Raw genomic sequence first — 14,042 nt, forward strand, 5'->3', positions numbered from 1 at the left:
TGACTGCACCACCGCCATGTCCTTCTTCCGCCGCCCCGACTACCAGTCCGACACCACCCAGTTCATCAACCAGCTCAAGACCGAGAAGCCCGAACTGGACGCGCAGCAGCAGGCCGGCCGTGCGCTGCTGTGGGACAAGCGCGTGGACCGCAGCCTCTGGGGCGAGTACGACGAAGCCAGCGTGCCGCAAAAGCCCTACGTCTACCAGACCCAGGGCTGAATCTCAGGCATCAAAATGCCATCCAGCGCAATAGCAACTAACGCTGGTAGCTATATTTTTAATAGCAAACGATGAGCACCGCCGCGGACAGGGCCTCCGCCCCCGCCCTGCCCGCTGGGGGTGCCGAGGGCGCCTCCCCCCAGGTCGTGGATGCGGTGGCGCTGGCGCGCCTGTATGGCGAGCCGCTGTTCGCGCTGCCGACCGACCTGTACATCCCGCCCGATGCGCTGGAGGTGTTCCTCGAAGCGTTCGAGGGGCCGCTCGATCTGCTGCTGTATCTCATCCGCAAGCAGAACTTCAACATCCTCGACATCCCCATGGTGGGCGTCACGCGCCAGTACCTGGTGTACGTGGACGAGATCCGCAGCCGCAACCTGGAGCTGGCGGCCGAATACCTGCTGATGGCGGCCATGCTCATCGAGATCAAGTCGCGCATGCTGCTGCCGCCCAAGAAGCAGGAAGGCAGCGCCGAGCCCGAGGACCCGCGCGCCGAACTCGTGCGCCGCCTGCTCGAGTACGAACAGATCAAGCTGGCCGCGGCCGGCCTCTCGCGCATGCCGCAGTACGGGCGCGATTTCCTGCGGGCGCAGGTGCACATCGAACAGAGCCTGCAGCCGCGCTTTCCCGACGTGCACGTGGCCGACCTGCAGGAGGCGTGGCGCGACATCCTGCGGCGCGCCAAGCTGGTGCAGCACCACCGCATCACGCGCGAGGAGCTGAGCGTGCGCGAGTACATGAGCGCCGTGCTCAAGACGCTGCAGGGCCGGCGCTTCGTGGAATTCGAGGAACTGTTCGAGCCCGAAAAAGGCAGCACCGTGCTGGTGGTGACCTTCATCGCGCTGCTGGAACTGGCCAAGGAAACCCTGATCGAGATCACCCAGGCCGAGGCTTTCGCGCCCATCTACGTGCGGCTGGCGTACACGCCGGTCTGAGCCGACGCCCTTCACCGCCACGGCCGGGCGCCCCGGCCCAAACGCACCACACGCACCACACGCACCACACGCACCACACGCACCACCATGCCATCCCACGATTTCGACGTTCTCATCATCGGCAGCGGGCTGGCCGGGCTGTCGGCCGCGCTGCACCTGGCACCCACGCACCGCGTGGCGGTCATCACCAAGCGCGCGCTGCAGGACGGGGCCAGCGCCTGGGCGCAGGGCGGCATCGCCGCCGTGCTGGCCGAGGGCGACACCTACGAGGCCCACGTGCAGGACACCCTGGTGGCCGGCGCGGGGCTGTGCGACCTGGCCGCCACGCGCTTCGTGGTGGAGAGCGCGCCCGAGGCCATCCACTGGCTGCAGGGCCTGGGCGTACCGTTCTCGCAGGAGGACGGCGCCCTGCATCTCACGCGCGAGGGCGGCCACGGCGCTCGCCGCATCGTGCACGCCACCGATGCCACCGGCGCCGCCGTGCAGCGCACCCTGATCGACACCGTGCGCGCCACGCCCGGCATCACGCTGTTCGAGCAGCACACGCTGGTGGACCTCATCACCCCGCACAAGCTGCGCCGCGGCGGGCCGCAGCGTTGCCTGGGGCTGTATGCGCTGGATGAAGGCACCGACGAGGTCGTCACCTTCCGCGCGCCGCAGACCATCCTGGCCACGGGCGGCGCGGGCAAGGTGTACCTGTACACCACCAACCCCGACACGGCCACGGGCGACGGCATCGCCGCGGCCTGGCGCGCGGGCTGCCGCGTGTCCAACCTGGAGTTCATCCAGTTCCACCCCACCTGCCTTTACCACCCGCACGCCAAGTCGTTCCTCATCACCGAGGCGGTGCGCGGCGAGGGCGGGCGGCTCTTGCTGCCCCGCTCGGCCGGCGGCACGCGCTTCATGCCGCAGCACGACCCGCGCGCCGAACTGGCCCCGCGCGACGTGGTGGCCCGCGCCATCGACTACGAAATGAAGCGCCACGGCCTGGACTGCGTGCACCTGGACATTTCGCACCAGAGCCCGGCGTTCATCCAGGAGCACTTTCCCAACATCCTCGCGCGCTGCGCCGAGTTGGGGCTGGACATCACGAAGGAACCCATCCCCGTGGTGCCCGCCGCGCACTACACCTGCGGCGGCGTGCTCACCGACCTGACCGGCCGCACCGACCTGCCCGGCCTGTTCGCCATCGGCGAGACCGCCTGCACCGGCCTGCACGGCGCCAACCGGCTGGCCAGCAACTCGCTGGTGGAGTGCATGGTCTTCGCGCGCGCGGCCGCCCAGGCCATCGCCGCCGCCAGCGCGGAAGCCGTGCCCGACGTGCCGCCATGGGACGACAGCCGCGTGACCGATGCCGACGAGTGCGTGGTCATCTCCCACAACTGGGACGAGCTGCGCCGCTTCATGTGGGACTACGTGGGCATCGTGCGCACCAACAAGCGCCTGGAGCGCGCGGCGCACCGCATCACGCTGCTGCAGGCCGAGATCGAGGAGTTCTACGCCCACTTCCACGTCACGCGCGACCTGCTGGAGCTGCGCAACCTGGTGCAGGTGGCCGAACTCATCGTGCGCTCGGCCCAGATGCGCCGCGAGAGCCGGGGCCTGCACTACAGCCGCGACTACCCCGAGCGGGCCGCCCCGGCCGCGCCCACCATCCTGGTCCCGCCGGTCCGCTGACCGCCCCACCGCCTCACCGCCTCACCGCAAGCTCTAACCGTTTTCTTCGCCCCTCCCGCCATGCAACGCACCCTGCTGAAATCCAAGATCCACCGCGCCACCGCCACGCACTGCGAGCTGCACTACGAAGGCTCCTGCGCGATCGACGAAGACCTGCTCGACGCCGCGAACATCGTGGAGAACGAGCAGGTGCACATCTGGAACATCGACAACGGCGAGCGCTTCGTCACCTATGCCATCAAGGGCCAGCGCGGCAGCGGCATGGTGTCGGTCAACGGCTCGGCGGCGCGCCGCGCTGCCGTGGGCGACCTGCTCATCATCGCCGCCTTCGCCCAGGTCGAGGAAGCCGAGGTGGCCGCGCACCGGCCGCAGCTCGTGTTCGTGGACGCCGCCAACCGCCAGGTGGAACTGCGCCACCACGTGCCCACGCAGGCCCTGTGAAAGGCCACCCACGATGAACCAGGACACCCTCGTCGCCCGCAGCCTGGCCAGCGTCTGGCACCCGTGCACGCAGATGAAGCGCCACGAGGCCGACCCGCCCGTGGCCATCGCCAGCGCCCGCGGCCCGTGGCTGCACGGCACCGATGGCCGGCGCTACCTGGACGGCATCAGCTCGTGGTGGGTCAACCTCTTCGGCCACAGCCACCCGCACATCCAGGCCGCGCTGGCCGACCAGCTCGCGCGGCTGGACCACGTGATGCTCGCGGGCTTCACGCACGCCCCCGTGGTGGAGCTGTCCGAGCGGCTGGGCGCGCTCACCGGGCTGGGCCACGCCTTCTACGGCAGCGACGGTGCCGCGGCCACCGAGATCGCCCTCAAGATGAGCGCGCACTGCTGGCGCAACGCCGGGCGGCCGGGCAAGAGCCGCTTCGTGGGCCTGGCCGGCGGCTACCACGGCGAGACCGTGGGCGCGCTGGCCGTGACCGACATCGCCCTGTTCCGCGAGGCCTACGCCCCGCTGGTGCGCCTGGCGGCCACCGTGCCCAGCCCCGACGCGCGCGGCGCGCAACCCGGCGAGAGCGCGCTGGATGCGGCCCGGCGCGCCGCCCAGACGCTGGAGGTCTGGCTGGCCGAGCACCACGAGAGCACCGCCGCGCTGATCGTCGAGCCCCTGGTGCAGTGCGCCGCCGGCATGGCCATGCACGATGCCGAATACCTGCGCCAGGCGCGCGCGCTGTGCGACCGCTACGGCGTGCACCTGGTGGTGGACGAGATCGCCACCGGCTTCGGCCGCACCGGCACGATGTTCGCGCACCAGCAGGCCGGCATCCGGCCCGATTTCATCTGCCTGTCCAAGGGCCTCACGGGCGGCACGCTGCCGCTGTCGGCCGTGCTCACCACCGAGGCCGTGTACGCCGCGTTCTACGACGACGACGTGGCCCGCGGCTTCCTGCACTCGCACTCCTACACCGGCAACCCGCTGGCCTGCCGCGCGGCGCTGGCCACGCTGGAGCTGTTCGACCAGCTCGACCCGCTCGCGGCCAATGCCGCGCTGGCCGGGCGCATCGACGCCGCCTGCGCGCCCATCACGCAGCACCCGCGCGTTCGCCATGCGCGCCGGCTGGGCATGGTGTGGGCGTGGGACGTGCAGACCTCCCTGCCCGATTTTTCCCGCCGCTACCACCGCCACGCCATGGCGCGCGGACTGGTGCTGCGCCCCATCGGCAAAACGCTCTACGCCATGCCGCCCTACGTGCTCGACGACGAGGCCGTGCAGCACCTGGGCGACGCCGCCTTCGCCGCACTGCAGGCCACGCTGGCCGAGGAGACCGCCCCATGAACCCGACCCCGGCATTCGCCTGCTTCGTCACCGGCACCGACACCGGCGTGGGCAAGACGCTGGCCTCGGCCGGCCTGCTGCACGCGCTGGCGCGCCACCACACGCGCGTCGTGGGCATGAAGCCCATCGCCGCGGGCGCCGAATGGCACCATGGCCAGCTCGCCAACGAAGACGCCCTCGCCCTGCGCGCCGCCTCCACCATCGCGGTGCCCCCGGCGCTGGACAACCCCGTGCTGCTGCCCGACCCGCTCTCGCCCCACATCGCCGCCGAGCGCGCGGGCACGCGCATCGACATCGCGCACATCGTGCGCAGCTACGAAGCGCTGGCGGCGCAGGCCGATGCGGTGGTCGTCGAAGGCGCGGGCGGGTTCCACGTGCCGCTGTCGGACACCGAGACCGGCGCCGACCTCGCCCAGGCCCTGGGCCTGCCCGTGGTGCTGGTGGTGGGCCTGCGGCTGGGGTGCCTCAGCCACGCCGCGCTCACGGCCGATGCCGTGCGCGCGCGCGGCCTGCCGCTGGCCGGCTGGATCGCCAGCCGCATCGACCCGCACATGCGGGCGCCGCAAGAAAACCTCGACTGGCTCGCGCAGCGCCTGGGCGCCCCGCTGCTGGCCGACATTCCCTACCAGGCCGTGCCGGACGCCCGTGCGCTGCCCTTCGACCTTCCCGCCGCATGGACGACCCGATGAGCCCCCGCCCCGACGCCGCCTCCTGGATCGACGAGTTTCCGGCACGCATCGCCGCGCTCGACGCCGCCCACCTGCGCCGCCGGCGCCGCGCCGTGGTGCCGGCCGGCGGCGCGCAGCTGCTGGTCGATGGTGCGCCCATGCTGGCTTTTTGCAGCAACGATTACCTGGGCCTGGCCGGCCACCCCGCGCTGGCCGAGGCTGCCTGCGCGGGCGCGCGCGAGTTCGGCGTGGGCTCGGGCGGCTCGCCGCTGGTGAGCGGCCACAGCGCGGCCAACGCGGCGCTGGAGGCCGACCTCGCCCGCTTCGTGGGCCTGCCGCGCGCGCTGTACTTCTACGCGGGCTACGCCACCAACGCCGGCATCGTGCCCGCGCTCGTGGGCGAGGGCGATGCGCTGTTTTCCGATGCGCTCAACCACGCCTGCCTGATCGACGGCGCCCGCCTGTCGCGCGCCCGCATCCACCGCTACCCGCATGCCGACCTGGCCGCGCTGGAGGCCGCGCTGGCCAGCAGCCCCGCGCGCCGCAAGCTGGTCATCACCGATGCCGTGTTCAGCATGGACGGCGACGTGGCCGACATTCCCGCGCTGCTGGCGCTGTGCGAGCGCCACGACGCACTGCTGCTGCTGGACGACGCGCATGGCTTCGGCGTGCTCGGGCCGCAGGGGCGCGGCGCGCTGGCCGAGGCGGGCCTGGTCGGCGCGCAGGCCTCGCGGCGCGTGCTGTACATGGCCACGCTGGGCAAGGCCGCGGGCGTGGCCGGCGCCTTCGTCGCGGGTGACGACGCCTTGATCGAGTGGCTGCTGCAAAAGACGCGCAGCTACATCTTCGCCACCGCCGCGCCACCGCTGCTGGCGCGCGCGCTGCAGGCCAGCCTGGCGCTCATCGAGGCGGAGGATTCGCGCCGCGAGCACCTCGCGCGCCTCGTCCAGCGCCTGCGGGACGGCCTCGCGCCGCGGCTGCAGGGCACGCACTGGCAACTGGGCGAGTCGCGCACCGCCGTGCAGGCCGTGGTGATCGGCGCCAACGACGAAGCCCTGGCCGCCATGGAAGGCCTGCGCCAGCGCGGCCTGTGGGTGCCCGCCATCCGCCCGCCCACCGTGCCCGAGGGCACGGCGCGCCTGCGCATCGCCCTGTCGGCCGCGCACACCGAGGCCGACGTGGACCGCCTGCTGCAGGCGCTGGCCGAGCTGGCGCCCGCCGCAGTGGAGGCCCTGACATGACCTACAGCGTCAAGGAAATCTTCTACACCCTGCAGGGCGAGGGCGGCCAGGCCGGCACGCCCGCCGTGTTCTGCCGCTTCGCGGGCTGCAACCTCTGGAGCGGCCGCGAGGAAGACCGCGCCAGCGCCGTCTGCCGCTTCTGCGACACCGACTTCGTGGGCACCGACGGCACCCTGGGCGGCAAGTTCGCCACCGCAGACGCGCTGGCCGAGGTGATCGCCGCGCAGTGGCCCGCGCACGATGCCGCGCACCGCCTGGTCGTGCTGACGGGCGGCGAGCCGCTGCTGCAGGTGGACCCGGCCTTCATCGACGCCCTGCACGCGCGGCGCTTTCGCATCGCCGTGGAGAGCAACGGCACCGTGGCCGCGCCGCCCGGCATCGACTGGCTGTGCATCAGCCCCAAGGCCGGCGCGCCCTGGGTGCAGCGCAGCGGGCAGGAACTCAAGCTGGTGTGGCCCCAGCCCGGCTTCGACCTCGCCGCGCTCGAGTCGCAGACGCAGTTCACGCACCGCTTCCTGCAGCCCATGGACGGCCCGGAGCAGGCCGCCAACACCGGGCGCTGCATCGCCGCCTGCCTCGACCGTCCCGCGTGGCGCCTGAGCCTGCAGACCCACAAGCTCACCGGCATCCGCTGAGCCCTGTTCCGTACCGTTTTTTCCGCCCCGTTCCCGCCCGTTCGCCGACCATGCAGTTCACCGTCCATCAGCGCTTTTTCTTCGATGCCGCGCACACCTTGCAGCGCGAGATCGAGGCCGAGGGCAGCCGCCGCATCCACGGCCACACCTACCACGCGGAGGTGGCCGTCACCGGCCCGCGCGATCCCGCCACCGGCATGGTCATCGACCTGGGCCACCTGCGCCAGCGCCTGGCCGCCGTGCGCGAGCAGCTCGACCACCACTGGCTGGACGAGGTGCCGGGCCTGGGCACGCCCACGCTGGAAAACCTGTGCCGCTTCATCGCCCAGGCGCTCGATGGCATGCAGCCGCCCGCCAGCCGCGTGCGCGTGTGGCGCGAGGCGCTGGGCGACGGCTGCGTGTTGGAGCTGGCGCCGCCCGGCCCGGTGCCCGGCTGAGCCCATCCGCCCCCTTCCCCTTCCCCTTCTTTCATCCCACCCCGCAGGAGAACCGCCATGCCCCACCTCGTCATCGAATACAGCCAGAACCTGGCCGGTCTGCCCGAAGCCCAGATGCTGGCGGAACTGAACCAGTCCCTCACCGCGAGCCCCGAGATCCAGAACGAGGCGGACCTCAAATCCCGCTTCCTGCGCACCGACCGCTTCGAGATCGGCACCGCCCCCGCCGACCGCGCGTTCGTGCATGCGCAGCTGCGCCTGCTGTCCGGCCGCTCGCCCGAGACCAAGCAGGACCTCGCCGGCCGAGTGGCCGACGTGCTGCGACGCCTCACGCCCCGGCCCGGGGGCGTGATGGTGCAGCTCAGCGTGGAGATCGTGGACATGGACCGCGGGTCCTACGTGAAAGAGCGGCTTTGAGCCCTACCGGGCTCCAGCGCAATCAACACTAGGGCATATTGCTACAAAATAAGTAGCAAATCACTTTGCGCCGGGCGATCCGTCCAAAGCGCGAGAGTGGGTCGCACCGGTGAGGCATTCCGTCTGCCGGGTCAGGACGGCTTCGCAAACCCCATCGGAGATTCGGGTCCTGGGAGAGATTCCATGGCGCTGCTCGGATGATGAACATCATTCGAAAACCCAAGCCACAGGGCTGCCATGAGACCTCTACCCAATGCGATCGCCGCCCGGCTCACTCAGGTACGCCCTTCGGCGCTGCAGGCTGCACAACTGGCGGCCGTCAAACCGGAGAAGCTCGCTACGGGCACCTCTGAGTCGCCATTGCCAGGGCCGCTCAGGCCCCGGCCCAAACTGGAAACCGCGTCTTCCCTGCAGCCGCGCATCCAGATCAAACTCAGCAGTGGGGCCAAGATCTCGCTGAACGATGCGATGAAATTGCTCTCTGCCGCCCAGAAGCCGAGCATTGCCGCGCCAGCCGGCCCCGCGCCGGGGCGCATCAGCGCCGCGTCGATCCTGCAGTCAATGAAACCGACCTCGCAGCTCCCGGACGGCGGGGCCGACGCAACGGTGTTGCCGCAGGCGCGGCCGCACGCCAGTGCACCGCAAGGAGGCTTTCCAGCGCAGGTCGCGCCATCGCCGCAGCCACCCCATGAAGAACCCGTGCTGGCGATGCCCTGGATGGGCCAACCGCAGCCCCAGGCCGCCCCGCCCATGGGCTTGCATCAAGGCTTTCAGGCGCCGCTGCAAATGACGCACGAGCCGCATCTTTCACATCCGCCGCAAAACCAGCCTTTCACCGGTTTCGCGTCGCTGTTCCCGGGCGGCCCGCAGCCCGCTTTCGCCTCCGTGCTGCAGCAAGCCCCGCACGGCCTGCAGGGCGCACCGGGGAATTCGCCCTGGCCTCCCGCCGAGCACGCCGTCGGTCTGGCCTCCATGCTGCCAGGCGCCACCACGGCAGGTCCTGCCCCCTCGCAGGCCGTTCATGAAGCGCCGCAAATCTGGAATCCGGCCAACCCGCCCACGCCCCATGTCGATCCCTTTGAGGACAAGCGCCTTTCATCGACCGCAGTGCCGCCCACGGCCAAGTTCCAGCACAACGTTGCCCTCTTTGCCGAGTACGACGGCGAGCACCTTCAGGGCAACAAGACGTGGGCGACTTCCGTCACCTATCTCAATGCAGAGCAGCGTCAGCAATTCAAGCTGACGGTGAAAGACGGAAAGATTTTTGACGCGGAGGGCAAGCCGTTCGACACCCGCAACGGCAAGACGGCATGCTTCGGCGGAGGCGCGGGCAAGGCGATCTTCGTCATGGATCACGATGGCAACCTGTATGCGTCCAATTACCATGCGCCCGGCAAGTTCCACCATTCAAGTTTCCTGGCCGGCCAACCGGTGGCGGGTGCGGGAGAGATCACCGTGCACAACGGCGAGATCCAGTCCCTGACCCGCAACAGCGGACACTACCGCCCCAGCGCAGCCCAACTGGAGCAAGTGGCCCACAACCTCAGCTCCCAGGGCCTGAGCAATTTCGTGGTCGACCAGAAGATTCAGTAAGTAGCCGGAAAGAAAAACATGGATACCGTCAAATTTCTTCGCATCCCCTTGAGCATGATCGACTACGTCGGCGACCTCGATGCCTTTCAGGGCCTGACCGCCGAACAGCTGGCCTCGCTGCCCGAGGAATACACGCCCGACGAAACTGCCGGCATCATTGCCAGTCTGCGTTTCGCGGCAGAGCATCCCGAATTCGACTTCGCTTCTTTGCTGCCGGGGATCAGCGCCTCCAACGGCCAGATCCACGTCTTTCTGGTCAAGATCTACCGCTCGTTTCAGGAAGCAGGCCTGGCCCCGCTCTGAACCGGTTCTCCGAGGGATGGCCCGGACTGCAGCCCCTGATTTGCCTTGAAGCCTGACAGGGCTCCAGCGCAATCAGGACTAGGGCATATCGCTACAAAATCAGTAGCAAAAGCCAGAACCAGGTGCCTTCGGCCCCGCCGGCTTCAGGCCTGCAGCGTGGCGTCCAGCCAGCCCCGCAGGCTGTTCACGAACGCCCAGGCCCGCACCTGTGGCACCTCCTCCACGCGCAGCACGGCCTCGGTCACCCGGCCTCCGCGCAGGGCCACCGCGCGGCCCACGCCGGGCAGCAGGCCGCAGGACAGCGGGGGCGTGACCCACCGGCCGTCGGCCCGCAGCGCCGCGATGCAGCCGCGCGTGCATTCGGTGATCTCGCCGGCCTCGTTCCACAGCAGCGTGTCGAACACGCCTTCGGCCTCGGGCGTGAAGGCGTCGTAGTGCGCCCGGCGCGTGGTCTTGTGGCGCACGAATTCGCCGTGCGCGCCTTCCAGCGGGCGCGTGGCCAGTTGCAAGCGCACCGGCACGGTGGTGGGGGCCATCACCCAGGCCTCGGCGCGCGGGTGGCCCGCCGCATCGAGCAGCAGGCGCGCGCGCCACAGCCCGGTGGGGTGGGCTGCAGCCAGCGCATCCAGGCAGGCCTGCACGCGCGCCGCGTCGAAGGCATGGCCGAAATGCGCGGCCGAGGCGGCCAGCCGCGCCACGTGGTCGGCGCGGTGGCGCAGCACGCCCTCCTCCAGCGCCAGGGTTTCCAGCAGGTCAAAAGGGGCGCTGGCGCGCTGCAGAAAGGCGCTCTTGTGCTGCCACTCCTGCCACTCCGCCGCGGCCTGGGCGCCGGAGGTGATGCCGCTGCCGATGCCGCACCGCGCGTCGCGGCCGCGCAGCGTCACGGTGCGGATGGGCACGTTGAAGGTGGCGGCCACGGCGCCCTCGCCGTCCGGCCGCACGATGCCCACCGCGCCGCAGTACACGCCGCGCGGCGCGGGCTCCAGCGCGTGGATGGCCTGCATCGCCCGCACCTTGGGCGCCCCGGTGATGGAGCCGCACGGGAACAGCGCGGCGAACACGTCGGCCAGCGTGGTGCCGGCGCGGGTGCGGGCCTCGACGTCGGACGTCATCTGCCACACGGCCGGCAGCGCTTCGGTGTGGAACAGCGCGGGCACGCGCACGCTGTGCGGCTCGGCGATGCGCGAGAGGTCGTTGCGCAGCAGGTCCACGATCATCACGTTCTCGGCGCGCTCCTTGGGCGAGGCGCGCAGCGCGGCGGCCTGTGCGGCGTCGTCGTTGGGCGTGACGCCGCGCGGCGCCGTGCCTTTCATGGGCCGCGCCAGCAGCGAACCCCCGCGCCAGTCGAAGAACAGCTCGGGCGAGACCGACAGGATCTGCTCGGCACCGCCGTCGATGCACGCGGCATAGCCGCCCGGCTGGGCGCGCTGCAGCGCGGCGAACAGCGGCAGCGCCGCCTGCGCCCCGCCCACCGGCGACACGGTGCCCCGGATCGGCGCGGTGTAATTGACCTGGTAGAACTCGCCGGCCGCGATGGCCTGGTGAAGGTGCGCCAGGGCGGCATCGAACGCGGCGCGCTGCGGGCGGGTGTGCCAATCCACCGTGGGCGCTCCCGCGCCGCCACCATCGCCATCGCCATCGCCATCGCCATCGCCATCGCCATCGCCGGGGGAGACTGGGGGATCGGGCCAGGGTAAGGCCCGGTCGAACACGGCGAACCACGCCAGGGGCCCGTCGGCCGGGTGCGTGCGCAGCGCGGCGTCGAACGCGCCGGCCGCCTCGTAGCGCAGGTAGCCCAGGCACCAGGCCCCGGCGCGCGCCTCGGCCTCGGCCGCGTCCAGCAAGGCGCGCATCTCGTGCGGCGCCTGCGCCACCAGCGTGCGGCGCGGCGCGGCGAACGCATGGCGCAGGCGCGGCCCAGCCGGGTGGCGCGGGTCGGAGAAGTCGATCCTGAAATTCACGTCAAAACAGGCCCATGCCCTAGAAAATCATGCCTGGATAGCTATTCAATTAATAGCAAATCGATGCCATGCCGGTGCGCTTCATGCCGCGCCGATGTGGGGCACCAGCGCGCCCAGGGGCTGCCCGCCCTTGAGCGCGGCGGTGAAGGCCAGCATGCGGTCGATGGGCTGGCGCGCGCGCGGGATGAGCGCCGGGTCCACGTGGATGGCGTTGGCGCCGGTTTCCAGCACGCGGGCCACGTCGGCCAGGCCGTTCATGGCCATCCAGGGGCAGTGCGCGCAGCTCTTGCAGGTGGCGCTGTTGCCGGCCGTGGGGGCCTCGTGGAAGGTCTTGCCCGGGTTGAGCGCGCGCAGCTTGTGCATCATGCCGTTGTCGGTCGCCACAATGAATTCGCGCGCATCCATCTCGCGCGCGGCCTTCAGGATGGCGGAGGTCGAGCCCACCGCATCGGCCAGCGCCACCACGTCGGCGGGGCTCTCGGGGTGCACCAGCACCTTCGCCTGCGGGTGCGCCGCCTTCAGCGCCTGCAGCTCCTCGGCCTTGAACTCGTCGTGCACGATGCAGGCGCCGTTCCAGAACAGCATGTCCGCGCCGGTCTGCTGCTGGATGTAGGCGCCCAGGTGCCGGTCGGGCGCCCACAGGATCTGGTGGCCCGCCGCCTTGAGCGCGCCCACGATCTCCAGCGCGCAACTGGAGGTGACGAGCCAGTCGGCGCGCGCCTTCACCGCCGCGCTGGTGTTGGCGTAGACGACCACGGTGCGGTCGGGGTGCGCATCGCAGAACGCGCTGAACGCATCGGCGGGGCAGCCCAGGTCGAGCGAGCAGGTGGCGTCCAGATCGGGCATGAGCACGGTCTTCTCGGGCGACAGGATCTTGGCCGTCTCGCCCATGAAGCGCACGCCCGAGACCACCAGCGTCTGCGCGGCATGGTCGCGGCCGAAGCGCGCCATCTCCAGCGAATCGCTGACCAGCCCGCCGGTTTCCTCGGCCAGGTCCTGCAGGTCCGGGTGCACGTAGTAGTGCGACACCATGACGGCGTTCTTCTCGCGCAGCAGCCGCCGGATGCGGTCCTTGAGCGCGGCGCGTTCGGTGGGCGAGGGCTCGGCGGGCACGCGGGCCCAGGCGAACTTCGTGGAGCAGACGGCGCCGTCTTCGGGCTGCTCGTACTCCACGTCCTTGATGGCGGTGGGGGTCGTCATGGGGAAGGGGTCTTTCGGCCGCGAAAGGCGCGGCGCCAACGCAGTATTCAGGGTCTTGAAGTGGGCAGCCGGCGTGCTAGGCAATGTCCTGCATGCGCATGGAGAAATCGATGGCCTTCACGTCCTTGGTCAGCGTGCCGATGGAGATGCGGTCCACGCCGGTCTCGGCCAGGGCGCGCAGGCCTTCGAGCGTCACGCCGCCGGAGATCTCCAGGATGGCGCGGCCGGCGTTCCGGCGCACGGCCTCGTGCAGCATCGGGAGCGGCATGTTGTCCAGCAGCAGCATCGTCGCGCCGGCATCCAGCGCCTCCTGCAGCTGCTCCAGCGTCTCGACCTCGATCTCCACGAAGGCCGCCTGCGCGGCCACGGCCTGCGCGGCGCGCAGCACGGCCGCCACGCCACCGGCGGCGGCGATGTGGTTTTCCTTGATGAGCACCGCGTCGTGCAGGCCGATGCGGTGGTTGGTGCCGCCGCCCGTGCGCACGGCGTATTTCTGCGCCAGCCGCAGGCCGGGCAGGGTCTTGCGCGTATCGACGATCTGCGCCCGCGTGCCGCGCACGGCCTCCACGTAGGTCGCCGTCTTGGTCGCCACGGCCGACAGCAGCTGCAGGAAGTTCAGCGCCGTGCGCTCGGCGCTCAGCAGCGCGCGGGCACTGCCCTGCACCTCCAGCACCACCTGGTCGGGCGCGCAGCGCTCGCCTTCCTGCACGTGCCACACGATGCGCGCGGCCGGGTCCAGGGCCCGCACGGCCGCCTCGGCCCAGGGGCCGCCGCAGATCACCGCGCTTTCGCGGGCCAGCACACGGGCGCGCACGCGGCGCGCCGGATCGATCAGGCCGGCGGTGAGGTCGCCGGCGCCCACGTCCTCGCGCAGCGCGCGGGCAACGTCGTCCTGGGCCAGCGATGCGATGCCGCCGTCCAGGGAAAGGGGGGATTTCGTCATGGGCGGCAAGCATAGCGGCATCGCATAGACTCGCC

Annotated in this window: 15 protein-coding genes; 12 read left to right on the forward strand and 3 right to left on the reverse strand. The window is 70.8% G+C overall.

All coding sequences use genetic code 11. From position 1 onward, the window contains the following. The first annotated feature begins 16 nt into the window (after positions 1–16). The 12 genes from AVME950_RS07695 to AVME950_RS07750 all read left to right on the forward strand — a co-directional run bounded on the left by AVME950_RS07695 (position 17) and on the right by AVME950_RS07750 (position 9,903). The gene (locus AVME950_RS07695; RefSeq protein WP_272564986.1) at positions 17–220 is read left to right on the forward strand and encodes a DUF3460 family protein; all 204 of its coding nucleotides are present in this window, start codon (positions 17–19) and stop codon (positions 218–220) included. Between the two features lie 71 nt (positions 221–291). Beyond that, on the forward strand, positions 292–1,152 hold the full coding sequence (locus tag AVME950_RS07700; RefSeq protein WP_272564987.1) for a segregation and condensation protein A: 861 nt from the start codon (positions 292–294) through the stop codon (positions 1,150–1,152). An 87-nt stretch (positions 1,153–1,239) separates the two neighbouring features. Continuing rightward, positions 1,240–2,829 (forward strand): L-aspartate oxidase, encoded by a 1,590-nt coding sequence (gene nadB, locus AVME950_RS07705; RefSeq protein ID WP_284429334.1) that lies wholly within the window; start codon positions 1,240–1,242, stop codon positions 2,827–2,829. Positions 2,830–2,889: 60 nt separating this feature from the next. Then, positions 2,890–3,270, forward strand: a complete 381-nt coding sequence (gene panD / locus AVME950_RS07710; RefSeq protein ID WP_284393461.1) for an aspartate 1-decarboxylase — start codon at positions 2,890–2,892, stop codon at positions 3,268–3,270. 13 nt (positions 3,271–3,283) lie between these two features. After that, positions 3,284–4,609, forward strand: coding sequence for an adenosylmethionine--8-amino-7-oxononanoate transaminase (gene bioA, locus AVME950_RS07715; RefSeq protein ID WP_284429335.1), 1,326 nt, complete (start codon positions 3,284–3,286; stop codon positions 4,607–4,609). Further along, complete coding sequence (bioD, locus tag AVME950_RS07720; RefSeq protein ID WP_284393457.1) at positions 4,606–5,298, forward strand: dethiobiotin synthase; 693 nt, start codon at positions 4,606–4,608, stop codon at positions 5,296–5,298. The genes bioA and bioD overlap by 4 nt, the downstream gene beginning before the upstream one ends. Continuing rightward, a complete protein-coding gene (bioF, locus tag AVME950_RS07725) occupies positions 5,295–6,518 on the forward strand; it encodes an 8-amino-7-oxononanoate synthase (RefSeq protein ID WP_284429336.1) in 1,224 nt (407 codons plus the stop codon). Before bioD ends, bioF begins: the two co-directional genes overlap by 4 nt. Next, the gene (gene queE, locus AVME950_RS07730) at positions 6,515–7,153 is read left to right on the forward strand and encodes a 7-carboxy-7-deazaguanine synthase (RefSeq protein WP_284429337.1); all 639 of its coding nucleotides are present in this window, start codon (positions 6,515–6,517) and stop codon (positions 7,151–7,153) included. The genes bioF and queE overlap by 4 nt, the downstream gene beginning before the upstream one ends. Before the next feature lie 50 nt (positions 7,154–7,203). Next, on the forward strand, positions 7,204–7,590 hold the full coding sequence (locus AVME950_RS07735) for a 6-carboxytetrahydropterin synthase (protein ID WP_284405422.1): 387 nt from the start codon (positions 7,204–7,206) through the stop codon (positions 7,588–7,590). A 57-nt stretch (positions 7,591–7,647) separates the two neighbouring features. Next, positions 7,648–8,007 carry a 5-carboxymethyl-2-hydroxymuconate Delta-isomerase gene (locus AVME950_RS07740; protein WP_284429338.1) on the forward strand — a complete coding sequence of 120 codons (360 nt, stop codon included), beginning with the start codon at positions 7,648–7,650 and terminating at the stop codon, positions 8,005–8,007. A 237-nt stretch (positions 8,008–8,244) separates the two neighbouring features. Beyond that, positions 8,245–9,600 (forward strand): IQM protein middle domain-containing protein, encoded by a 1,356-nt coding sequence (locus tag AVME950_RS07745; RefSeq protein ID WP_284429339.1) that lies wholly within the window; start codon positions 8,245–8,247, stop codon positions 9,598–9,600. A gap of 18 nt (positions 9,601–9,618) precedes the next feature. Continuing rightward, complete coding sequence (locus tag AVME950_RS07750) at positions 9,619–9,903, forward strand: hypothetical protein (protein ID WP_272564997.1); 285 nt, start codon at positions 9,619–9,621, stop codon at positions 9,901–9,903. A gap of 143 nt (positions 9,904–10,046) precedes the next feature. On the opposite strand, the gene AVME950_RS07755 is transcribed toward AVME950_RS07750, so the two are convergent. From AVME950_RS07755 to nadC, 3 genes are all read right to left on the reverse strand, one after another. Continuing rightward, positions 10,047–11,864, reverse strand: a complete 1,818-nt coding sequence (locus tag AVME950_RS07755) for a chorismate-binding protein (RefSeq protein WP_284429340.1) — start codon at positions 11,862–11,864, stop codon at positions 10,047–10,049. 81 nt (positions 11,865–11,945) lie between these two features. Beyond that, on the reverse strand, positions 11,946–13,064 hold the full coding sequence (gene nadA, locus AVME950_RS07760; protein ID WP_284429341.1) for a quinolinate synthase NadA: 1,119 nt from the start codon (positions 13,062–13,064) through the stop codon (positions 11,946–11,948). 76 nt (positions 13,065–13,140) lie between these two features. Next, entirely contained in the window at positions 13,141–14,007 is an 867-nt protein-coding gene (nadC, locus tag AVME950_RS07765; RefSeq protein WP_284429342.1) for a carboxylating nicotinate-nucleotide diphosphorylase, read from the reverse strand. Between the last annotated feature and the right edge of the window lie 35 nt (positions 14,008–14,042).

It is taken from the genome of Acidovorax sp. SUPP950, from assembly GCF_030158935.1.
GTDB lineage: Bacteria > Pseudomonadota > Gammaproteobacteria > Burkholderiales > Burkholderiaceae_C > Paracidovorax.